Source organism: Pseudonocardia halophobica (assembly GCF_027922425.1).
In the GTDB taxonomy this organism is placed as follows: Bacteria; Actinomycetota; Actinomycetes; order Mycobacteriales; family Pseudonocardiaceae; genus Pseudonocardia; species Pseudonocardia halophobica.
The window spans coordinates 136,891-157,201 of the sequence record NZ_BSFQ01000001.1 but is presented as its reverse complement, the minus strand read 5'-3'; the positions used below and the strand labels follow the sequence as shown (position 1 = coordinate 157,201).

Below are 20,311 nucleotides of genomic sequence, written 5' to 3'. Positions count from 1 at the left end.
GCCGGGCACTCCGATCTCGTTCGGTGGGCAAAGGACACGGCAGGGACGGTGCAGCGTACCGACCCCGCCCGCGCGACCTCCCGCCCGGACGCGGGTCGGCTCAGCCCTGGGTGCGGAAGACCAGGCTGGAGTGGCCGACCCGGATCACGTCGCCGTCCGTGAGCTGCCACTGCTGCACCGGGTTGCCGTTCACCGTGGTGCCGTTCGTGGAGCCCAGGTCCGACAGCGTGGCGGCGTGGCCGTCCCAGCTGATCTCCAGGTGCCGGCGCGACACGCCGGTGTCCGGGAGCCGGAAGTTCGAGTCCTGCCCGCGGCCGATGACGTGCGTGCCCTCGGTCAGCGGGTAGCTGCGGCCGGAGCCGTCGTCCAGGGTCAGCGTGGCCTGCAGCTGCTGGCCGTAGCCCGGCTGCCCGCCCCAGCCCTGCTGCTGGCCGTAGCCCTGCTGCTGGTCGTAGCCGCCGTCGTAGCCCTGGTCGTACTGCTGGCCGTAGCCGTCGTACCCGGGCTGCGCGTAGCCCTGCTGGCCGCCGTACTGGGGCTGGCCGTAGCCGGGCTGGGCGTAGGCCTGCTGGCCGCCGTACTGCTGCCCGCCTTCGTAGCCCTGGTCGTAGCCCTGCTGGCCGCCGTACTGGGGCTGGCCGTAACCCTGCTGGCCGTAGCCCTGCTGGTCGCCGTACCCGCCCTGCTGGCCGTACCCGCCCTGCTGCTGGCCGTAGCCCTGGTCGTAGCCCTGCTGCGGGTAGCCGCCCTGCTGGCCGTAGCCCTGCTGGTCGTACCCGCCCTGCTGGCCGTAGCCCTGCTGGCCCTGCTGGCCGTAGCCCTGCTGGCCGCCCTGCTGACCGTGCTGGTCCTGCGGCGGGGCGTAGGTCTGCTGGCCGTACGGGGCACCACGGTCGTAGCCGTACTGCCCGTTCTCCTCGGGGTGGCCCGGTTGCTGGCTCATGGGTGCTTCTCCTGCGTTGCGTGCTCGTCCGGCGGACCGACGGGAAGCGTCGGGGTCCACGGCCGAGCGGGTGCGGAACTGTCCCGTGTGCAGCGCCTCGGAGCGCTCCAGGAAGACTACGACCTCGCCGTAGGTGTCCCATCCCTGGTCGGCGAGTTGTGCGGCGACGTGGGCGGAGAGCGAGTCCACGACCCCCGCGGTGTCGCCCGCCATGCGGTCCAGATCGGCGGGGCTGAGCTGCACGGTGTAGGCGTTGGGTGCGAGCACCCGACCCCCCGCGAGCTGCCGGAGATGGTCCTCGGCTTCCCTGAGCAGCGCCTGGGCGACCTCCTGGGGAACGACGCTGCCTCCGAAGACCCGCGCGAAGGCGTCGTCCACCATCCCCTGGAGGCGGCGTTCGAAGCGATCGACACGGCCCACTCGATCTTCCTTTCGTCCGCTCGGCGTGTTACCGGCTTACCCGATGGTATCCGTGGTAGGCCCACGTCCGGTGACACCCGGACCGGTGGTGCGGTGACCGTCCGCCCGCGCGCGCCGGATCGACGGGTGACGATCGCGTAGGGGACCCCCCTCGCACGGGGGTTCCGGGGCCCGTGCTAACTTCTCCCAGTCGCTCGGGCGAGTGGCGGAATGGCAGACGCGCACGGTTCAGGTCCGTGTGTCCGAAAGGACGTGAGGGTTCAACTCCCTCCTCGCCCACCACCCCCCGAAGGTCCGCCGGTCGCCGGCGGGCCTTCGTCCGTTCTCGGGTCGGTGAGCCGCCCGCTCCCTGCGGCGACCGGTCGATCACGGCGCTCACTCCCGCATCGCCGGCCGCTCGGGGTGGTCGGCCATCACCAGCACGTCGGCGGCCCCGGAGGGATCCCGCTCGCGGGAGTACCGCTCGAACACGGGCAGGGTCCAGCGCTCCTCGGGCGGGGTGCGGCGGGCGAGCGCGGCGCGGCCCATGTGCAGGTGCGCCACGAGCTCGAACGGCAGCCCGCGGCCCAGCAGCAGGGCGCCGGACACCAGGACCACGCCGGCGGGGCCGAGCTCGCGGTAGTCCTCGCGGTAGGCGCGGTCGCGCTCGGCGTCCCACAGCCGCGGCAGCACGCGTCCCGCCCCGTGCGGGCCGGCCGGGTCGAGGACCTCGCGGCGCAACGCGCCCTCGTCGAGCCAGCCGTCGAGGTACATGTCCTCGTCGTGGTGGCCGTACTCGAGCCGGAGCGAGGCGGGCCGCAGGAAGTCCCCGGCCCGCACGACCACCGTCTCCCGGCCGCGCAGCCGCAGCCCCTCGGCCACCGCCTCGGCGAGCTCGGCCGTCGCCGTCGGCGGCGGACCGTCGATCGCGACGCGGACCCGCCCCGGCAGCGCGTCGGTCCGCTCGACCAGGTGCTCCGCGAGCGCCTCCCGGCTCACCGCGCGGATCGAGCGCGTCGGGCTCACTGGCGGTAGTTCTCCACGACCGAGGCGTCCCGGGTCCGTGCCTCGTCGGGGTCCTGGCCGGCCGCGCGGCGGGCGTCGCGCTGGCGCAGCAGGTCCCAGCACCGGTCCAGGTCGACGCCGATGCGGTCCAGCCGCGCCTTCTCGTCGTCGCTGAGGGGCTTCCCGATGTGGGAGCGCTCGAGCCGGTGCTCCTCGTCGACGAGCTCCGTGATGCGGTGCCGCAGGTCGGCGTCGTCGGTCATGGTGGATCCTCCGCTGAAGTGCTTGCCGGTAGATCACTGCACTTTGAGACACTAGTCGCGTGACCTCGGGGCAGGGCGGCTCACTGGTCCGGGCGCTGCGCGTGCTCGAGGCCGTCTCCGCGCTGGGCGACGGGGTGACCGCGAAGGCCATCGCCCGCCGGCTCGGCTGCCCGCTGCCCACCGTGTACCGCGCACTCGGGACGCTGGTCGAGGAGGGCTACCTGGTCCGGCTCAACGCGGTGCGGGGCTACGGGCTCGGCTACAAGGTCGCCGAGCTGCACCGGGGCCTCACCACCCAGGTCCGGCCCTCGGCGGCGGTCCGCGGGCTGCTCCACGAGGTGCACGACGGCGTGGGCGCGGCCGCCTACCTCGCGGTCCGGCGGGACGTCGACGTGGTGGTCGCGCACGTCGACCGCTGTGCGGACCATCCCGGGCCGCTCGGCCTGCGCGTCGGCGAGCCCGCGCCCGTGCACGCGACGGCCCTGGGCAAGGTGCTGCTCGCGGGCCTCGGCCCGGCCGAGCTGGGCGAGGTCCTGGAGCGCACGCCGCTCACCGCCTACACCCCGCGCACCCTCGCGGACCGGCGCGGACTCGACCGGGAGCTGCGGCGGATCCGGGCGGCCGGCGCGGCGGTGGAGGTCGAGGAGTTCCACCGCGGGGTGGCCGGCGTCGCCGTCGCGCTGCGCGGGTCGACGGCGGCGGTGGGGGTCGCGGTGAGCCGGGCCGAGTTCACGGCGCGGCGCTGGGAGCTCGAGCACGCGGTCCGCGAGGCGGCGGACCGCGTGTCCCGGGTGCTCACGGCCTGAGCAGGTCCGCCAGGGTGTCCAGCTCGGCCAGGGTGGCGGCGTCGGCGTCGGGCCCCTCGCGGTCGGTCAGGGTGAACAGCACGCGGTCGACGCCCGCCTGCGCGTAGGAGTCCAGCGCGTCGGGCTTCGGGACCGCGCCGAAGATCGTCACGGACAGGTGGTCGCGGCCGGCGTCGGCGGTGCGGCGACGCAGCTCGGCGATCCGCTCGGCGAAGGCGTCGAGCTCCTTCAGCCGGACCCGCAGCGGGATCCAGCCGTCGCCGTGCGACAGGACCCGGTCGAGCACGGTCGGCCCGCCGCCGCCGATCAGCACGGGCGGCGCCGCCGTGGGCTTCGGCCAGGACCAGATCGGGTCGAAGTCCACGAACTCGCCGTGGTACTCGGCCTCGTCCTGCGTCCAGATCGCGCGCAGCGCCTCGATCCGCTCGAGCATCTCCGGGGTCCGCCGGCGCGGGTCGATCCCGTGGTGCGCCATCTCCTCCTTGTTCCAGCCCGGCCCCACGCCCAGCTCGACGCGGCCCGGCGCGAGCCGCTCGACGCTCGCCACCTGTTTGGCGAGGTTGATCGGGTGGTGCTGGTTGATCAGCGTGACACCGGTACCGAGCGTGATCCTGCTGGTCATAGCGGTCATGGCGGCCAGCGCGACGAACGGGTCGTAGGTGTGGCTGTACTGCCGCGGCAGCTCGGCGCCCCCCGGCCAGGGGGAGCGCCGGCTCGTCGGGATGTGGGTGTGCTCGGTGAGGAACAGCGCCGCGAAGCCCCGCTCCTCGACGCCCCGGGCGAGCACCAGCGGGTCGATGCCGTAGTCGGTGAGGAAGGTGCTGACGCCGATGTCCATGCTCGGACTGTGCCATCCCGGTGGTTCCGTCGCGCCACACCTGCGTGGTGCGCGTTACGTTCTGGCCATGGCGCTCCGCACCGAACCCCCGTTCCGCGCCGACCACGTCGGCAGCCTCCTGCGACCGAAGGCCCTGCTCGACGCCCGCGCGCAGCACGCGTCCGGCTCACCCGAGCTGAAGGCGGTGGAGGACGAGGCGATCCGCGACGTCGTCCGGCTGCAGGAGGAGATCGGGCTGCGGTCCGCCACGGACGGCGAGTTCCGGCGCACCTCCTGGCACATGGACTTCATCTACCAGCTCGGCGGCGTCACGAAGACGGACGAGCAGATCCGCGTGCGGATGGTCAACGCCGAGGGGGAGGGCGCCTTCACCTCGGCCGGCCTGGCGATCACGGAGAAGGTCCGGCTGCGCGAGCCGATCTTCGCCGACGCCTTCCGGTTCCTCGCCTCGTGCACCACGAGCGCGGTCCCGAAGCTGACGATCCCGTCGCCGAGCATGGTCCACTACCGCGGCGGCACGGCGGCGATCGACCGTTCGGTGTACCCGGACGTCGAGGAGTTCTGGCACGACCTGTCCGCCGCCTACGCCGACGAGGTCCGCGCCCTCGGCGAGCTCGGCTGCCGCTACCTGCAGCTCGACGACACCAGCCTCGCCTACCTCAACGACCCCGCCCAGCGCGCCGAGCACGCCGCCGACGACGCCGACCACCTGCACGAGCGCTACATCCGCCAGATCAACGCCGCGATCGCCGACAAGCCCGAGGGCATGCGGATCACCACGCACATGTGCCGCGGCAACTACCGGTCCTCGTGGGCCGCGGAGGGCGGCTACGACTTCGTGGCCGAGGCGCTCTTCGGCGAGCTCGCCGTCGACGGCTTCTTCTGCGAGTTCGACGACGAGCGCTCCGGCGGGTTCGCCCCGCTGCGCTTCGTCCCGCCAAGCAAGCAGGTGGTGCTCGGGCTCGTGACCACGAAGAACGGCCGTCTCGAAGATCCCGACACCCTCAAGCGCCGCATCGACGAGGCAGCGAAGTACGTCCCGCTCGACCAGCTCTGCCTGTCCCCGCAGTGCGGCTTCTCGTCCACCGTCGAGGGCAACACGCTCACCGTCGACGAGGAGATCGCCAAGCTCCGGCTGATCGTGCAGGTCGCGGAGGACGTCTGGGGCTGACCTGCGGCGCTACGCTCCGGCCGTGGCCTACGACGAGGCACTCGCCGCCCGGATCCGCGCGCTCGTAACGGACGAGCCCGGGCTGACCGAGAAACGCATGTTCGGCGGGCTCGCCTTCCTGCTCGGCGGGCACATGGCCGTCGCCGCCAGCGGGCGGGGCGGGCTGATGGTGCGCGTCGACCCGGCCCGCTCCGCCGAACTGGTCGCCGGCGCCGGGGTCGAGCGCATGGTGATGCAGGGGCGGGAGATGGACGGCTGGCTCCGGGTCTCGGGCCATCCCGACGTCGACGACCTCCCCGACGCCGACCTCGCCCGCTGGGTCGCCGAGGGAGTGGGGTTCGTGAAGACGCTCCCGCCGAAGTGAGGTGGGGCGGGGTGTTCGGGCGACCGGGTGTGCTGCGCTCCTACGGGTGTGCGAACACGCGCGTGTCGGCGCCCTGCCCCGTCGACTCGCCCGTCCGCGGCAGGTGACAGTGAGCGGCACCACGTCCCGCTAGGCTCGGGCGGGTGAGCGAGGGGCCTGCGGGCTGGGGCGAGCCGCTGTACGAGCGGGTACTGGCCGGCGTCCCGGAGGGCGCCTCGGTGCTCGACGTCGGGTGCGGGCCCGGAGTGTTCGCCGCCTTCGCCACGAAGCGCGGGCTCAGGGTCACCGGCATCGACGCGGACCGGTCCGCGGTCGCAGCGGCGCAGCGGGAGGTGCCGGGGGCGACCTTCGAGGTCGGCGACGCCCACCAGCTCGACGGCTCCTACGACCTCGTCGCACTCGTCCAGGTGCTGGCGCACGTCACCAACCCGCTCAAGGTGCTCAAGGAGTCGGCACGGGTCGGCGGGCTGGTGCGCGCGACGGTCTGGGGCCGCGAGGAGGAGTCCGACGTCCGGCTCTTCGGCGAGGCCCTCGCCCCGTTCCTCCCGCCCCGCGGGGCACGACGCGTCCCGGCCGGACCGCCCCCGCTGACCCAACCCGACCGCTTCCGCAAGATCGCCGGGACCGCTGGTCTGGAGGTCGTCGCGCTCGACGAGGTCCGCTGCCCCTTCGACTACCCCGACGAGGACGCCCTGGTCGGCCCGCTGCTCACGGCCGACATCGGGCGGTACGCGGTCAACACCGCCGGTCCCGCGGCCGTGCGCGACGCGGTGCTCGCCGCCTTCGCCCCACACCGCCACGGCGACGGCTACCGGCTCTGGAACCTCTTCCGCGTCCTCGACGCCCGCTCCGCCTGACCCACCCCGACCAGGGACGCGCTGGATCAGGTGCCGAGCGCGGTGCCGTGCCGGGAGGGCGCGGCGCACAGCCATCCTGGCCCACCCCCGGCGATCACGGCGACCGGTACGGAGCTGATCGCCGCTTCGGTGCAGCAGCGGTTGCGCTCGCAACCGTCTGTGCACCCGTCTGCTGATCATGGTGTTGCCGCCGGCACCCACGCCGGCCGCCGCCCAGGGCTGATCGCCGCCTCTGTGTAGCGGCGGTTGCGCTCGCGACCGTCCGCACACCCGACTGCTGATCGTTGTGCCGACAACGTCGGCCCCGCACAGCGCATCGCCGCTTCCGTGGAGTAGCGGTCCGCTTACGACCGTCCCTGCACACAAATGCTGATCACTATGCTGCTCGCGCCGCCGGCGTCCGCGTCAGCCCCCACCCACCGCTTGATCGCCATTTCCGTGCAGCTGTTGTCCCCCTGACGACCGTCCGTGCACTCGGCTGCTGATCATGTCGCCGCCGCCGACCCTGACGTCGGCTGCCGTCCACAGCTGATCGCCGCTTGTATGCGGCAGCGGTTCGGCCCACGACCGCTCCTGCACATCACCGCTGATCACGGTGTCGGCGGGCGTCCCCGGCGTCCCCGTCGACCGCCGCTCGGGCCAAGCAGCAGCTGATCGCTGCCTCCGTGCACCGGCGGCTCCATCGACGACCGCCCCCGCACACCTCCGCCGATCATGACCGCCGCCGGCAGGAGCCGAGCCCCGACGCCACCGCCGATCACCACAAGCAGAGGCACCGAACACGAACCTCGGGAAGCCCGTTGACGCCCCACCCTCACGTCCGTAGCTTGAGTTCGTGTCGAAAACTCAGCTCGTCACCGTCGGCGCCGCGGCGCTCGCCCCGTTCGTGGTGTTCGCGAGCTTCCCGCTGCCGATCGTGGCGCTGCCGGCGATCGGGGCGGACCTGGGCGTCGGGATCGCGGAGCTGAACCTGCTGGTCAGCGGCTATGCGCTGGGACTCGGTGCGTTCCTGCTCACCGGCGGCTCCCTCGGCGACCGCTTCGGGGCGGCGCGGGTGTGGATCGGGGCGATGGTCGGCTTCGCGGTCTTCTCCGCCGCCTGCGCCCTCGCGACCACCGTGCCCCTCCTCGTCGCCGCCCGGATCGTGCAGGGTGGGGCGGGGGCGGCGCTGATGGCGTCGTCACTGAGCCTGATCGCGGCGACGGTGGAGCCGAAGCGGCGCGCGGGCGCGGTCGCGCTGTGGGGTGCGGCGATCGGCGCGGGGCTGTCGACCGGCCCGGTCGGGGCGGGGCTGGCGCTCGAGTTCGGGCGCTGGCGGCCCGCGTTCGCCGTGCTCGCCGCCGTCTCGGCCGCGGCCGCGCTGCTCGGCGTCCTCGCCCTCCCCACGCCCCGCGGGGCGGCGCGCGGCCGGTTCGACCTGGTCGGCACCGTGTTGCTCACGGTCGGGCTCGGCGGGCTGATCCTCGGCGTGAGCTGGGTCGGTGCCGGCGCCTCGGCCCCGCGGGTGTGGGTCGCCTTCGGGCTCGCGGTGGTCCTGCTGCCGGTCTTCGTGCTGCAGCAGCGCCGGCGCGCGGTCCCGATGATCGACGTCGGGCTCCTCCGCCTGCCCACCTACGCCGGCGGCCTGGTCGCGGGCATGGCGATGGCGCTGTCGATCCTGTCGATGCTGGTGCTGCTCGGCCCGTACCTGCAGGTCGTGTTCGGGCTGTCGGCGCTGCAGGCCGGGCTGTGGTTCCTCCCGGCGACGCTGCTCTCCACGCTCGTCGCCCTGTTCGGCGCGCGGATCGGGGCGCGGTTCTCCCTGCGCACCCGGCTCACCGCCGGGCTCGCGCTCTCCGGGGCCGGGCTCGCGGCCCTGGCCTTCGTGCAGACGTCGTGGACCTTCCCGCTCCTGCTGCCCGGCTTCGTGCTGGCCGGGCTCGGGATGGGCCTGGCGAACCCGGCGCTCGGTGCCGCGGCGGTGGTCGGGGTGGCGCCGGAGCGCAGCGGGGTCGCCGCCGGCGCGGCCAACACCGCGCGGCAGCTCGGCAACGCGCTGGGCATCGCGGTGCTCGGCGCGATCATCCACGCGGGCGCGTTGGCGTCCGCCCGCACCGAGCTGCCGGTCGCCGCGGACCTGCTCGCCGCCGGCGACCTGCGCGGCGCGGCCGCCCTGACCTCCGCCCACGCCGTGCAGGCGGCCTACGCGGTCGCCCAGACCTCCGGCGTCCGGCTCGCCCTGGAGGTCTCGGCCGTCCTGGCGTTCCTCGGGGCCCTCGTCGCGGCGTTCCTGCTCCGCCCGCGCCGCACCGCGCCCGTCGTCGTCCCGGCGGCGCAGCCCGCCCCCAGCACCGCGTCCTGAGCGGGGCGTCAGGACCGCCGGGCGACCTGGTCCGCGAACAGGCTGGGCGGCAGGCCGTCGGCCACCGCCCGGACCTCCTTCTCCAAGGACGACGCCAGGTCGTCGAAGGACCAGGGCCCGTCCGAGCGCGCCTCGGCCACGACCGTCGGGTTCTCGTAGACGGTCACGCCGAAGCCGACCGAGCCCAGCACCCGCCCGGTCAGCCAGTCGGACCGGTCGCTCGCCAGGTAGAGCGCGAGCTCGGCCACGTTGTCCGGGGACCGGACCAGGTCGTCGTCCGCGGGCCGGTCCGCGACCGCGCGGTCCTTCTCCGCCACGGTGGCGACGAGCCGGGTCGCGGCGGCCGGGGCGATCGCGTTGGCCGTGACGCCGTAGCGGGACAGGCCCTGGGCCAGCGACCAGGTCAGCCCGACGATCCCCATCTTCGCGGCGGCGTAGTTGGCCTGCCCCGGCGAGCCCTCCAACCCGGAGTGCGAGGTGAAGTTGATGATCCGGAAGTGGCCGTCGGGCCGCCGCTGCTCGCGGAAGTGCGCCGCCGCGGCCCGCGAGGTGGAGAAGTGCCCGCGCAGGTGCACGCGGATCACGTCGTCCCACTCCTCGTCGGACATGTTGAAGATCATCCGGTCGCGGAGGATGCCGGCCGCGTTCACCAGCACGTCCAGCCCGCCGAACTCGCGCACGGCGGTCTCCACGAGCCGCGCGCCGGTCGCGGTGTCGGAGACGTCGCCGCCGTCGGCGACGGCCCGGCCGCCCGCGGCCCGGATCTCCGCGGCGACGGCCTCGGCACGGCCCGCGTCGGCGCCGCTGCCGTCCGTCCCGCCGCCCAGGTCGTTGACGACGACCGCCGCGCCCTCCGCGGCGAACCGCCGGCAGATCGCGGCCCCGATACCGTTCGCGCCGCCCGTGACGATCGCGGTCCGCCCGTCGAGCACACCCAAGGTCGCAGCTCCTCACGCCCTCGCCGGGACCACGGCCCCGTCGCCGGTCACCTTTGATCCAGCTGCATCAAAGTTAGCCCGGTGATCCGCCGGCGACCAGCCCCGAGAACGACGGACCGGGGCCCACCACCCCCGCGGGACCCCGGTCGTCGATCAGCACGTCACGCCCTGGCCTTCGCCTCCTCCGAGTAGCGCGTCTTGAGCAGCGACTTGCAGTACTCGCCGTTGGTCTCGATCCCCACCCGCTGCAGCCGCGCCCGCCGCAGGTGCAGCGGCACCTGGGCGGCCGTGACCCGGCTGCCGTCGGGGTGGATGAGCAGCGGGGCGTCGTCCTCGTAGGGCAGCCCGATCGCCATCCGCCGGTCCCGGAGCCGGCGCAGCTCCATGGAGTCGGGGACGTCGGCCAGGGTGAGCCCGGCGAGCTCGTCCGGCCCCACCCCCTCGTCGACCAGGGGCCGCGCGAGGCGGTCCTGACCGGCGAGCGCCGCCTTGGCGAGGAAGGTGTGCCGCAGCTCGTCGAGCTCCGCCGTCGCCTCGCCCTCGAACGAGCCGACGAACCCGGCGTGCGCGGCCACCCCGCCGTTGATCTCCGCCGACGCGTGGTGGTCGGCCAGCGAGACCACGGCGCCGGTGACCCCGGGGACCGCCGACACGGCGTCGTAGGCGTCGGCGACCATGAGGAAGGAGAAGTTGGGTGCGCAGAAGAACGTCGGCAGGCGCAGCCCCACGGTGACCTCCCCCGAGGGGGAGACGGTGCACGACTCGACGAAGTCGAGGTCCGTGATCGGCTCGTCCAGCTCCGGGTCGAGCACCGTCCCCAGCGCCTGCCAGACGGCAGGCTCCAGACTCATGCCTGGGCACCCGCCTTGTCCTCGACGAGCTCCTCGCCCGGCTGCATGGCCTCGTCGGCCGAGGTCGGCAGCTGCAGCTCCTGCGGCACCGGGATGTCGTAGAGCTTGGCGGCGTTGAGCCCGAGGATCTTCTTCTTCGACGCCGTGGTGAGGCGCGGGTAGTCGGCGAACTGGTCGTCGTCGGGCATCTGCCAGTCGACGAAGCCCTCGACCTGCCACTTCGGCGTCCAGATGTTGTAGTCCGAGCCGAAGGTCATCTTGTCCTCGCCGACCCAGAACAGCAGCTCGCCCATGACCTTGGCGAAGAACTTCGGGCGGGCGTGCATCAGGCCGCCGATGACGACGGAGAGGCCGGCGTAGACGTTGGGCTCCTGTACCGCCATGAAGCAGAAGTCCTCGATGCGCGGCAGGCCCACGTGCTCGACGATGAAGTTGAGCCCCTGGAAGTCCGTCGCGGCGTGGTCGACGTCGGCGACGTCGAACGCGTCCTTGTCCAGCGGCCAGATCGTCGGGCCCTTGTGGACGTGGATGTTCTTGATGCCGAGGTCCTGCGCGGCCTGCAGGAAGTGGTACGCCTCGGGGTCGGTGAGCTTGTAGCCGCGGGAGTCGCCGTTCCACTCCGCGGTGTAGAGCTTCACGCCCTTGAGCTTGTACTTCTGGGCGTCGGCCTCGAGCTGCTTGAGGCCGGCGTCGCCCTCACGCGGGTCGAAGCGGCCGTTCACGATGAGCTTGTCGCCCCAGCGCTCCAGCAGCTGGGCGTTCTGCTCGACCGTGTTGAAGCCCTCCTTGTACCACTCCTTGAGGTAGGTCGACTGGAAGATCGCGTGGTCGACGTGCCCCTCGACGAACATGTCGCGCTCGAAGTCCTCGGGCGTGACCTTGAGGTACTTCTCCCAGTCCCAGTGGGTCTCGGGCGGGCCGAGCTGGTGGTAGCCGTAGAAGCAGTCGATCCAGCCCTTGGCGAACTGCTCCTTGCCCTCGACCCAGTTCTCCTTCGACGCGTCCCAGAAATGGCTGTGCGCATCGACGATGAAGTACTTCTCGCCGTCCTTCTCGTACATGTGGTGGTTCCTTCCGTCAGCGTCGGTGCTGTTCAGAGGGGGTGAATCAGGGGACGAGGATCGCCCGGCCGCGGACCCGACCGGCGTCGAGGTCGTGCAGGGCGTCGAGCGCCGCGTCCAGCGGGTACTGCTTGGTGTGCAGGGTGACCTTCCCGGCCTGCGCCAGGACCATGAGCTCGGTGAGGTCGGCGTAGGTGCCGACGATGTTGCCGATGACGTTCTTCTCGCCACCGACGAAGTCGAGCGTCGGGGCCTTGAACTCACCGCCGTAACCGAGGATGTACTGGGACCCCGCGGGGGCGGTCATCTGCCAGGCGTCCAGCTCGGCGCCCTGCTCGGCGACGAAGTCGAACACCACGTCGCCGCCGCGGCCGTTCGTGAGGTCCTTCACGGCGTCGACGTGGTTGCCGTCGGCCTGGACGGTCTCGTCGGCACCGATCTGCTTGGCGAGCGCGAGCGCGTCCGGGTTCTTGTCGACGACGACGATCCGGGTCCCGGTGATCGCCGCGAGCGTCTGGATCGCGATGTGGCCCAGCCCGCCCGCGCCCTGGACCACGGCGGTGGTGCCCGGGTAGAGGTCCGGGACCGCCTTGCGGACCGCGTGGTAGGCCGTGATGCCCGCGTCGGCCAGGGCGGCGACGTCGGCGGGGTTGGTGTTCGGGTCCAGCTTGATGCAGGCGCGCGCGGTGGTCCGCAGGTACTCGGCCATGCCGCCGTCGTTGTTCGACAGGCCGGGGAAGAACGCGTTCTCGCACTGCATGTCCCGCCCGCGCCGGCAGGCCAGGCAGAGCCCGCACGACGGCTGCGGGTGCAGGATCACCGTGTCCCCGACGGCGACGTTGGTGACCCCGTCGCCGACCGCCTCGATCCAGCCCGCGTTCTCGTGGCCGATCACGTACGGCAGCGTGGGGTTCTGCGCCTCCGCCCAGTCCCCGTTGATGATGTGCAGGTCCGTACGGCAGACACCGGCGCCCCCGATCTTGACGATCACGTCGAGCGGACCCTGGAGCTCGGGCTCCGGGATGTCGTCGATCTTCGGATCGGAGTGGTACTCGTGCACCCGGACGGCTTTCACGCCCGTACCTCCTCGGAGTCGCTGCCGTTGTGGTCCCGATCACCGTCGATCACGGTGTGTGGCGTCACAAGGCGGCAAATTCCGCCATGCGAGAAAAAGGACTAATCGGGCACGTACTGCGTTCGATCGGCCGAGTGGGGCGATCATGAGAAGCCCATATGCTCGGCCCTGACCTGCGACGACGCTCTCGGCGTGGGCGATACGAGGTCCGTCCGGCCCGGTGTCTCATCCTGCGACGGCCTGCTCTTCGGGGGAGGAGCGGAGCCCGACCTCACCCGCACGTGTTCCACGTGGAACGCGGGCGATCGTCGGGCGGCACACCTGCGTGGGCGCCGCTAGCGTCGCGTCCATGCGGACCGTCATCGCGGGAGGACACGGCAAGATCGCGCTCCGGCTCGCCACGCTGCTGGCGAACCGGGGCGACGAGGTGGTGAGCGTGGTGCGCAACCCGGACCACCGCGCGGACGTCGAGGCGACCGGGGCCGCGGTGGTCGTGGTCGACCTCGAGCAGGCGGCGCCGGGCGACCTCGCGCCGCACCTGAAGGGCGCCGACGCGGTCGTCTTCGCGGCCGGCGCCGGCCCGGGCAGCACCGCCGAGCGCAAGGACACCGTCGACCGGGCCGCGGCCGAGCTGCTGGCCGAGGCCGCCGCGCAGGCGGGGGTCCGGCGCTACTTGCTGATCTCGTCGACCGGCGTGGACCAGGAGCCGGACCCGGACCGCGGCCAGGTCTGGGTCGCGTACATCCGGGCCAAGAAGGCGGCGGAGGACGCCCTGCGCGCCCGCTCCGACCTCGACCTCACGATCGTGCGCCCGGGCCCGCTCACCGACGACCCCGGCGTCGGGCGGGTGGCGCTGTCGAAGGACCACCTCGACCGCACGGAGATCACCCGGGACGACACCGCCGCCGTCCTCGCCACGCTGCTCGAGGCGCCCGGCACCGCCGGCCTGACGCTCGAGCTGATGGGCGGCGACGCCGACATCCTCGAGGCGGTGGCGGCCGTCCAGGACTGACGGCAGGATCCCCGGTCGGGCGGTTCCCGCACGGTGCCCGGCCGGCCGGGGCATGATCGCCTCCGGCGGCGGGCTGTCCCCGCAGCCGTCGGCACGGGAGGAGTTCGGGTGAGCGAGCACGAGTTCGACGTCGTCGTGATCGGGGCGGGCCCGGTCGGGGAGAACGCCGCCGACTACGCCCACCGGGGCGGCCTGTCGGTGGCGCTGGTCGAGGCCGAGAGGGTCGGCGGCGAGTGCTCGTACTGGGCCTGCATCCCGTCGAAGGCGCTGCTGCGCACGCCCAACGCCGTCGCCGCCGCCCGCCGGTTGCCGGGGGTGACCGCGGGCCTCGACCCCAAGGCCGTGTTCGCGCGCCGCGACTCCTTCACCTCCCGCGGCGACGACTCGGGCCAGGCGGAGTGGGTCGGGTCGTCCGGGATCACCCTGGTCAGGGGGCACGGGCGGCTCGCGGGGGAGAAGGCCGTGGCCGTCGGCGACGACGTCTACCGGGCCCGGCACGCCGTCGTCGTCGCGACCGGGAGCACGCCCGTCACCCCGCCGGTCGACGGCATCGACACCGTCCGGACCTGGGGCTCGCGCGACGCGACCTCGGCGGACGAGGCACCGCGCCGGCTCGGCGTCCTCGGCGGCGGTGTGGTCGGCTGCGAGATGGCCCAGGCCTACGCCCGGCTCGGCTCGCAGGTCACGATGCTCGTCCGCGGCGCCCGGCTGCTCACCTCCGCCGAGCCCGTCGCGGGGGAGAAGGTGGCCGAGGCGCTGCGGGAGGACGGGATCGACCTGCGGCTCGGCCAGGGGCTCGACGCCGTCGCGAAGTCGGGCGACGCCATCTTGCTGACCGTGGGCGGCGAGACGATCGAGGTCGACGAGCTGCTGCTCGCCACTGGCCGTCGTCCCCGGACCGGAGACGTCGGGGCCGAGAGCGTCGGGCTCGAGCCCGGCAAGCCGCTCGTGATCGACGACTCCGGGCTGGTCCAGGGCGTCGACGGCGGGTGGCTGTACGCGACCGGCGACGTCACCGGCCGCGCGCCGCTCACGCACATGGGCAAGTACCAGGCCCGCATCGCCGGCAACGCGATCGCCGCGCGGGCGAACGGCGCCACGCTCGACACCGGGGCCTGGGGCGAGCACGCGATGACCGCCGACCACCACGCCGTGCCGCAGGTGGTGTTCACCGATCCCGAGGTCGGGCACGTCGGCAAGACGGCCGAGGAGGCGCGCAAGGCCGGGATCGACGTGCGCACGGTGGAGCTGGACATCGCCGTCGCGGGGGCCTCGCTGCACGCCGACGGCTACGACGGCGCCGCGGTGCTCGTCGTCGACACCGCGCGGGAGGTGCTGGTGGGGGCCACGTTCGTGGGCCAGGACCTCTCCGAGCTGGTGCACTCCGCGACCGTCGCGATCGCCGGCGAGGTGCCGCTCGGGCGGCTGTGGCACGCGGTCCCGTCGTTCCCGACGATCAGCGAGATCTGGCTCCGGCTGCTGGAGTCGTACCGGTCCGAGCCGCAGGCGTAGCGTCGGAGCACGTGCTCGACCTGATCGACCTGCGCGCCGACTGCGGCCGCTGCACCGGGCTGTGCTGCGTGGCGCCCGCCTTCGCGCGCTCCGCCGACTTCGCCTTCGCCAAGCCCGCGGGCACCCCGTGCCGGCACTTACGACCCGACGCCCGGTGCGGTGTCCATGCCGAGCTGAGGCCGCGGGGAATGGTCGGCTGCACGGTCTTCGACTGCTTCGGCGCGGGGCAGGCCTTGTCGGCGCGGGCGGACTGGCGGACGGGTGACCGCGATGCGGTGTTCGCCGCGTTCCCGCAGCTCAGGACGTTGCACGAGCTGCTGCGCTACCTCGTCGAGGCGCGGGAGCTGGGGCAGGGTGCGCTCGCGGAGGACCTCGGGGCGGCGGTGGCCCGCACCTCCGAGCTCGCCGAACTGGAGCCTGTGGAGCTGGCGACGCTCGACGTCGAGGCCCACCGCCGCGCCGTCAACCCGCTGCTGGTCGCGGCCAGCGAAGCCGCGCGCGGCGACGGGCCGGACCACCGCGGCGCCGACCTGATCGGCGCCCGCCTGCGCGGCACGGACCTGCGGCGGGCGAGTCTGCGGGGCGCGCTGCTGCTGGGTGCCGACCTGCGCGGGGCGGACCTGCGGGGCGCCGACGTCACGGGCGCCGACTTCCGCGGTGCGCGGCTGGAGGGGGCGGACCTGCGCGGGGTGCTGTTCCTGGTGCCGCCGCAGCTCACCGCGGCGCAGGGTGACACCACCACCCGCCTGCCCGCCGGGTTCGAGCGCCCCGCCCACTGGACCAGTCCCGCTCCCGTCCGCCCGCGCGGCCCGGGGCGCCGCCGGGCCCGGCAGCGCTGAGACCGTCGGCCGGTGAGCACGAGGCAGCCGGCTCGAAGATCCATCCGAGTGTCCCTGCACCGTTCCGGCGAGAACCGCCCTGTCACTCCCGCCGCGGATGATCGTTTCGAGCGGCACGTGGCGGTGGTGGCGGCAGCGCTCCTGTCACGTTCGGCGGAGAGGCGCCGGTCGAGCGCTCAGGGGGCGGTCTGGCTCAGGGCGGCGGCGATCCCGATGGTCACCGCCATGACCGTGACCTCGACCCCCGCCCAGCGCAGCACGGGGAGGGTGCCGCGCTGCAGCCGTCGGCGGGCGAGGCCGCCGAGCAGGGCGAGGACGACGACGAGTCCGGTCTTGACGAGGATCAGCGCGCCGTAGCTGCTGGTGAACAGGTCACCGAGCACCGGGAGCCGGAGCACCGCGTTGGCCACCCCCGTGAGCGCCGTGCCGACGAGGCACACCGTGGCGATGCGGGAGAAGCGCGGCAGGCCCCTGTCGAGCAGCGCCCGGTGCGGCGCGACGAGCAGGAGCAGCACGCCGAGCCCGCCGACCCACAGTGCGGCGGCCCCGACGTGGAACGCCACCGTGACCACGGCGAGCGAGTGCTCCGGCGACGATCCGGTGTGCCCGGTGACGGCCGGGGTCAGGGACCCGAGCAGGGCCGCGACCAGCACGACCCGCCCCGGCACCGACTCCGGGCTGCGCATCCGGGCGACCGCGCAGCCGAGGACCGCGGCCGCGCACAACGCCGTCAGGACGGTCCCGCGACCGGCGGCGACCCGGGTGACGAAGGCGCCGACGTCGCCGGCAGTGAGCGCGCCGAGCGGGCGGCCGACCGCCTCGGCCGAGCGCACCGCGACCGACACCAGCACCGCGGCGAGCCACACACCGGCCACGACCACCGTCGCCCGGTCGCCGCGGCGGATCACCGTGGTGCCGCGGGCGTCGCGTGCCGAGGTCGGGACCAGCACGGTGACCAGGCCGAGCCCCACGCAGGCGACCGCGGCGGCGTCCGTCAGAGCCCGGAGGGCGGTGGCGGCGAGGGTGATCCCGGCGGCCTGCGCCAGGACGGCGGCGAGCAGGGCGGCGCCGACCGCGAGCGCGGCCCACACGAGCGGGGCCACCCGCTCGGCGGACGAGCCCCGGCTCGCGGTCGGCGCCCCCATCACGCCCGCTCCTGCTCGGTGACCAGCGCGGTCACGACCGGCCCAGCCGCATCGCGACGGCCACGCCGGCACCGACGAGCACCACGGCGCCCACGATCCACGGCCAGACCGGCATGCCGCCGGACTCGGCCGGGGCCGACTGCGCGGCCGGAGCGGCGCTCGGTGCGGCGTCGGCCGACGGGATCGGCGCGGCAGAGCTCCCGGTGCCCGTCCCGGCCGCGGTCAGGGTGAACCCGACCTTGCCCGAGACCGGGTGGCCGTCGTCGGAGAGCACGCGGTACCCGATCTCGTACCGGCCGGCCGGGCCGAGCGGCCCGACCGTCGCGCTCACCTCGTCGCCCTGGGCCTGGACCTCGCCGGAGACGTAGTCCTTCCCGTCGGGGCCGATCACGGTGATCGTGTTGAAGCCCTGTTGCATGGTGTCGCTGAAGGTCAGCGTGACCTTCTGCGGCCCGGTGTCCAGGGTCGCGCCGTCCGCCGGGTCGCTGCCCTCGAACTCGGCGTGCGCGAGCGCCGGGGTGGCGCCGAGCAGCAGCGCGAGCCCGGCGAGCAGACCGGCGGCCGCGAAACGAGCCAGACGGATCATGTGTCGCTCCCCACCTTGTCCTCGCTCCTCGGTGCCGGGGTCGGCGCCGGCCGGCGACTGCGCAGCAGCGCCCCACCGCCCAGGCCGAGCCCGAGCGCGCCGAGCAGCAGGCCGACGCCGCCGAGCCAGCGGGCGGTCGTGTCCGTGGTCGACGCGGCCGTGTCCTCGGTGCCCGCGGCCGCCGCGCCGTCGTGGCCGCCGTGCCCGCCCGCGGCGGCGGGCGTCAGGGTGACGGTCGGGGCCGGGTGCTCCGGCTCCGCCCCGCCCGGGGTGGTCGGCTCGTCCCAGGCGACGACGCGGCCGTCGTCGTAGGTCTGGGTGGCGGGGAGGACCAGCTGGTCGGTGCCGGTCGGCAGCGGGCCGAGCGACAGCGGGAAGTCGACGAACTGGCCGGGGCCGATCCGGGTGCCCGGCTGCGCGGTCCAGGTGACCTTGGTGACGGCCTGGGTGACCTGCCGGCCGTTGACCTCGACGGGCGCGGGCAGGTTCCCCTTGGTGACCTCGGCCGTCCAGCCCGCCTGCGGGGTGGTGCGGGCGGAGGTGACCGGGTGGTCGGTCGGGAAGGTGACCTCGAGCTTGGTGGTGCCGGCGGTGTCGGACTCGTTGGGCACGCGCATCGAGATCACGGCGTAGCCGCCCTGCTCCGCGGTGCTCGGCTGGGCGGTGACGTGGGCGAACGCCGGGACGGTCCCGGCGAGGAGGAGGCCGCCGGCGGCGGCGGTGACGGCCGTCGCGCGCAGCGCGGTGCGGCGGGTGCGGGTGAACACGGTGGTCCTCTCGGCGCGCCGGCGTGGGCGCGCGGGGTGCGGACCGGCCCCCGGCGGGGCCGGCGGGTTCGATCAGGGGGCGGGGATCGGACCCGGCACCGGTGGACCCCGGCGGAGGACGGCGCCGACGGCGGCGCGGCGGACGTGCCCGGCCACCCCGGCGGCGGGCACGGCGAGCGTGCGCAGCGGGGCGTCGGCGGGGAGGGGTGCGGACCGGCGCGGCAGGACCCGGCGCAGCGCGCGGGCCAGGGCCGAGAGCAGCCGGTCGGCGTCGCGGAGCAGGAGCCCGGACAGCACGGTGGCGACGGCGTGGCCCGCCAGCATCGACGGGCCGGACGCGATGCCGGTGTGGTCGTGCCCGAGGAACTCCAGCAGCTCGTGCAGCACGAACTGGCCGCCGCCGAGCAGGAGCAGGGTGCCGACCGGCCCGCGCACCCGCTCGGCCGTGGACGTGACGGCCAGCGCCAGCAGCGGGAGCAGCACGGCGAGCAGCCCGAGGTCGGGCAGGGTGCCGCCACCCGCCAGGTGGCCGAGGGCGGTCAACAGGGTGCTGAGCGAGGCCAGGACGGCGCCGCGCAGTACCCGCGCGTGGGCCGGTCCGGTCGTCGGGCCGGCCCCGAACGAGCCGGGCCGGGACTGCATGGGCACAGACGGTAGCCGAGCCCCGGGCCGGTTCCGGTGCGGGTCGGGTTACGGGCGGATCCCGAGGAGGTCGAGCAGCTGGTCCTCGATCCGGTCGAGCTCGCCCGCGACGGCGCGGAACGCGGTCCGGCGGCGGGCCGACGGCATCTGCTCGGCGGCCCGGACGGCCACGGCCAGGTCCGCGAGCCGGGGCCGCATCTCGCGGACGAAGGAGGTCGCGGCGGCCGTGGCGTCGGGCGAGTTCTCCAGCTCCGTGAGCGCCTCGCCCGCGCGGGAGATGCGGGCGTGCAGGGCACCGCCGCGGCCGCTGTAGCGGCCGAGCTGGTCCGCGGACACGCCGAGCTGCCGGGCGCGGTGCGCGTCCCAGCGGTCCCGGGCGACCGCACCCGCGGCGATCGCGTAGGGCGCGAGCAGTGGCGCGACGGCCTTCCCGACGGCGATCAGCCGCTTGGTGTGCGCGGGCGTGAGGTCCTTGGGGGCCGCGGTGCCGGCCTCCTTGGACAGCGCCTTCTGCGCCTTCCCGGCCTCCTTGCGGGCCTTCTTGGCCGCCTTCCTCCCGGGCTTGTCCGAGGTGACGGCCTCGACGGCGGCCAGCGCGGTCCCGGCGGCGCGGCTCACCGAGTCGCCGGCCTGCTCGGCCGCCCGGCGGGCCTTGCGCTCCGCCTTGTCGGCGGCCTTCGCCGCCTTCTTCTCGATCTTCGCGGCCTTCGCGGCGGCAGGCGACCCACCTCGTCGCAGTGCCATGTGTCCCGTGCCTCCCGCGTCGCGTGCCCGTTCCCGGTGATCAGCGGCAGCCTAGAGGGCGTGGCGCGCCGTGGCAGGCGCGGAGTTGTCGGTGTCGGTCTCTACCCTCGGGGGTGTGACGGCGACGATCAGCGGTGCGGGCGGGCAGGCGG

21 protein-coding genes and 1 tRNA gene are annotated in these 20,311 nt (G+C 74.2%); 9 read left to right on the top strand and 13 right to left on the bottom strand.

Annotation, left to right across the window (positions count from 1 at the left end; all coding sequences use genetic code 11):
• Positions 1–100: 100 nt before the first annotated feature.
• Positions 101–1,363, bottom strand: a complete 1,263-nt coding sequence (locus PKE99_RS00750; RefSeq protein WP_037042173.1) for an FHA domain-containing protein — start codon at positions 1,361–1,363, stop codon at positions 101–103.
• Positions 1,364–1,559: 196 nt separating this feature from the next.
• On the opposite strand from PKE99_RS00750, the gene PKE99_RS00745 reads away from it, so the two are divergent.
• Positions 1,560–1,645, top strand: a tRNA-Leu gene (locus tag PKE99_RS00745).
• Positions 1,646–1,738: 93 nt separating this feature from the next.
• On the opposite strand, the gene PKE99_RS00740 is transcribed toward PKE99_RS00745, so the two are convergent.
• A complete protein-coding gene (locus tag PKE99_RS00740; RefSeq protein WP_231498090.1) occupies positions 1,739–2,368 on the bottom strand; it encodes a nucleoside/nucleotide kinase family protein in 630 nt (209 codons plus the stop codon).
• The gene (locus PKE99_RS00735) at positions 2,365–2,610 is read right to left on the bottom strand and encodes a DUF2630 family protein (RefSeq protein ID WP_037042175.1); all 246 of its coding nucleotides are present in this window, start codon (positions 2,608–2,610) and stop codon (positions 2,365–2,367) included. The genes PKE99_RS00740 and PKE99_RS00735 overlap by 4 nt, the downstream gene beginning before the upstream one ends.
• 59 nt (positions 2,611–2,669) lie before the next feature.
• Here PKE99_RS00735 and PKE99_RS00730 point away from each other — a divergent pair, with 59 nt between their 5' ends.
• The gene (locus PKE99_RS00730) at positions 2,670–3,416 is read left to right on the top strand and encodes an IclR family transcriptional regulator (protein ID WP_037042177.1); all 747 of its coding nucleotides are present in this window, start codon (positions 2,670–2,672) and stop codon (positions 3,414–3,416) included.
• Here the strand turns inward: PKE99_RS00730 and PKE99_RS00725 are convergent.
• Complete coding sequence (locus PKE99_RS00725) at positions 3,406–4,254, bottom strand: LLM class F420-dependent oxidoreductase (protein ID WP_037042179.1); 849 nt, start codon at positions 4,252–4,254, stop codon at positions 3,406–3,408. The two genes, PKE99_RS00730 and PKE99_RS00725, sit on opposite strands and share 11 nt — an antisense overlap.
• A 67-nt stretch (positions 4,255–4,321) precedes the next feature.
• Here PKE99_RS00725 and PKE99_RS00720 point away from each other — a divergent pair, with 67 nt between their 5' ends.
• From PKE99_RS00720 to PKE99_RS00705, 4 genes are all read left to right on the top strand, one after another.
• The gene (locus tag PKE99_RS00720) at positions 4,322–5,425 is read left to right on the top strand and encodes a 5-methyltetrahydropteroyltriglutamate--homocysteine S-methyltransferase (RefSeq protein ID WP_037042181.1); all 1,104 of its coding nucleotides are present in this window, start codon (positions 4,322–4,324) and stop codon (positions 5,423–5,425) included.
• A 22-nt stretch (positions 5,426–5,447) separates the two neighbouring features.
• On the top strand, positions 5,448–5,789 hold the full coding sequence (locus PKE99_RS00715; RefSeq protein ID WP_037042183.1) for a TfoX/Sxy family protein: 342 nt from the start codon (positions 5,448–5,450) through the stop codon (positions 5,787–5,789).
• 143 nt (positions 5,790–5,932) lie between these two features.
• The gene (locus PKE99_RS00710; protein WP_037042186.1) at positions 5,933–6,646 is read left to right on the top strand and encodes a class I SAM-dependent methyltransferase; all 714 of its coding nucleotides are present in this window, start codon (positions 5,933–5,935) and stop codon (positions 6,644–6,646) included.
• An 835-nt stretch (positions 6,647–7,481) separates the two neighbouring features.
• Complete coding sequence (locus PKE99_RS00705; RefSeq protein ID WP_037042188.1) at positions 7,482–8,987, top strand: MFS transporter; 1,506 nt, start codon at positions 7,482–7,484, stop codon at positions 8,985–8,987.
• Positions 8,988–8,995: 8 nt separating this feature from the next.
• Here PKE99_RS00705 and PKE99_RS00700 read toward each other — a convergent pair whose 3' ends face one another.
• From PKE99_RS00700 to PKE99_RS00685, 4 genes are all read right to left on the bottom strand, one after another.
• A complete protein-coding gene (locus PKE99_RS00700) occupies positions 8,996–9,919 on the bottom strand; it encodes an SDR family NAD(P)-dependent oxidoreductase (RefSeq protein WP_231498107.1) in 924 nt (307 codons plus the stop codon).
• A gap of 167 nt (positions 9,920–10,086) precedes the next feature.
• Positions 10,087–10,776: an iron-sulfur cluster assembly protein gene (locus PKE99_RS00695; protein WP_037042192.1), complete on the bottom strand. Its 690-nt coding sequence runs from the start codon at positions 10,774–10,776 to the stop codon at positions 10,087–10,089.
• Positions 10,773–11,837 (bottom strand): amidohydrolase family protein, encoded by a 1,065-nt coding sequence (locus tag PKE99_RS00690; RefSeq protein WP_037042194.1) that lies wholly within the window; start codon positions 11,835–11,837, stop codon positions 10,773–10,775. The genes PKE99_RS00695 and PKE99_RS00690 overlap by 4 nt, the downstream gene beginning before the upstream one ends.
• Positions 11,838–11,883: 46 nt before the next feature.
• Positions 11,884–12,912 carry an NAD(P)-dependent alcohol dehydrogenase gene (locus tag PKE99_RS00685; protein ID WP_037042195.1) on the bottom strand — a complete coding sequence of 343 codons (1,029 nt, stop codon included), beginning with the start codon at positions 12,910–12,912 and terminating at the stop codon, positions 11,884–11,886.
• Between the two features lie 349 nt (positions 12,913–13,261).
• Between PKE99_RS00685 and PKE99_RS00680 the strand changes: the two genes are divergently transcribed.
• From PKE99_RS00680 to PKE99_RS00670, 3 genes are all read left to right on the top strand, one after another.
• Positions 13,262–13,924: an SDR family oxidoreductase gene (locus tag PKE99_RS00680; RefSeq protein WP_037042196.1), complete on the top strand. Its 663-nt coding sequence runs from the start codon at positions 13,262–13,264 to the stop codon at positions 13,922–13,924.
• 108 nt (positions 13,925–14,032) lie between these two features.
• Complete coding sequence (locus PKE99_RS00675) at positions 14,033–15,436, top strand: dihydrolipoyl dehydrogenase family protein (protein ID WP_037042197.1); 1,404 nt, start codon at positions 14,033–14,035, stop codon at positions 15,434–15,436.
• Positions 15,437–15,447: 11 nt separating this feature from the next.
• Positions 15,448–16,275: a pentapeptide repeat-containing protein gene (locus PKE99_RS00670; RefSeq protein WP_037042198.1), complete on the top strand. Its 828-nt coding sequence runs from the start codon at positions 15,448–15,450 to the stop codon at positions 16,273–16,275.
• 176 nt (positions 16,276–16,451) lie between these two features.
• Here the strand turns inward: PKE99_RS00670 and PKE99_RS00665 are convergent, their stop codons facing one another.
• The 5 genes from PKE99_RS00665 to PKE99_RS00645 all read right to left on the bottom strand — a co-directional run bounded on the left by PKE99_RS00665 (position 16,452) and on the right by PKE99_RS00645 (position 20,159).
• Complete coding sequence (locus PKE99_RS00665; protein WP_037042199.1) at positions 16,452–17,420, bottom strand: CopD family protein; 969 nt, start codon at positions 17,418–17,420, stop codon at positions 16,452–16,454.
• Between the two features lie 31 nt (positions 17,421–17,451).
• Positions 17,452–18,006, bottom strand: coding sequence for a copper resistance CopC family protein (locus PKE99_RS00660; protein ID WP_051736975.1), 555 nt, complete (start codon positions 18,004–18,006; stop codon positions 17,452–17,454).
• A complete protein-coding gene (locus PKE99_RS00655; protein WP_081923875.1) occupies positions 18,003–18,773 on the bottom strand; it encodes a YcnI family copper-binding membrane protein in 771 nt (256 codons plus the stop codon). The genes PKE99_RS00660 and PKE99_RS00655 overlap by 4 nt, the downstream gene beginning before the upstream one ends.
• A gap of 72 nt (positions 18,774–18,845) precedes the next feature.
• A complete protein-coding gene (locus PKE99_RS00650) occupies positions 18,846–19,415 on the bottom strand; it encodes a hypothetical protein (protein WP_051736976.1) in 570 nt (189 codons plus the stop codon).
• 48 nt (positions 19,416–19,463) lie between these two features.
• A complete protein-coding gene (locus tag PKE99_RS00645; RefSeq protein ID WP_051736977.1) occupies positions 19,464–20,159 on the bottom strand; it encodes a DUF6474 family protein in 696 nt (231 codons plus the stop codon).
• Positions 20,160–20,311 lie beyond the last annotated feature (152 nt).

Coding starts and splice junctions, on each gene's coding strand:
- PKE99_RS00735 (WP_037042175.1), bottom strand. CDS start 2,610: ATGACCGACGACGCCGACCTGCGGCACCGCATCACGGAGCTCGTCGAC.
- PKE99_RS00725 (WP_037042179.1), bottom strand. CDS start 4,254: ATGGACATCGGCGTCAGCACCTTCCTCACCGACTACGGCATCGACCCG.
- PKE99_RS00720 (WP_037042181.1), top strand. CDS start 4,322: ATGGCGCTCCGCACCGAACCCCCGTTCCGCGCCGACCACGTCGGCAGC.
- PKE99_RS00695 (WP_037042192.1), bottom strand. CDS start 10,776: ATGAGTCTGGAGCCTGCCGTCTGGCAGGCGCTGGGGACGGTGCTCGAC.
- PKE99_RS00690 (WP_037042194.1), bottom strand. CDS start 11,837: ATGTACGAGAAGGACGGCGAGAAGTACTTCATCGTCGATGCGCACAGC.
- PKE99_RS00680 (WP_037042196.1), top strand. CDS start 13,262: ATGCGGACCGTCATCGCGGGAGGACACGGCAAGATCGCGCTCCGGCTC.
- PKE99_RS00665 (WP_037042199.1), bottom strand. CDS start 17,420: ATGGGGGCGCCGACCGCGAGCCGGGGCTCGTCCGCCGAGCGGGTGGCC.
- PKE99_RS00660 (WP_051736975.1), bottom strand. CDS start 18,006: ATGATCCGTCTGGCTCGTTTCGCGGCCGCCGGTCTGCTCGCCGGGCTC.
- PKE99_RS00650 (WP_051736976.1), bottom strand. CDS start 19,415: ATGCAGTCCCGGCCCGGCTCGTTCGGGGCCGGCCCGACGACCGGACCG.
- PKE99_RS00645 (WP_051736977.1), bottom strand. CDS start 20,159: ATGGCACTGCGACGAGGTGGGTCGCCTGCCGCCGCGAAGGCCGCGAAG.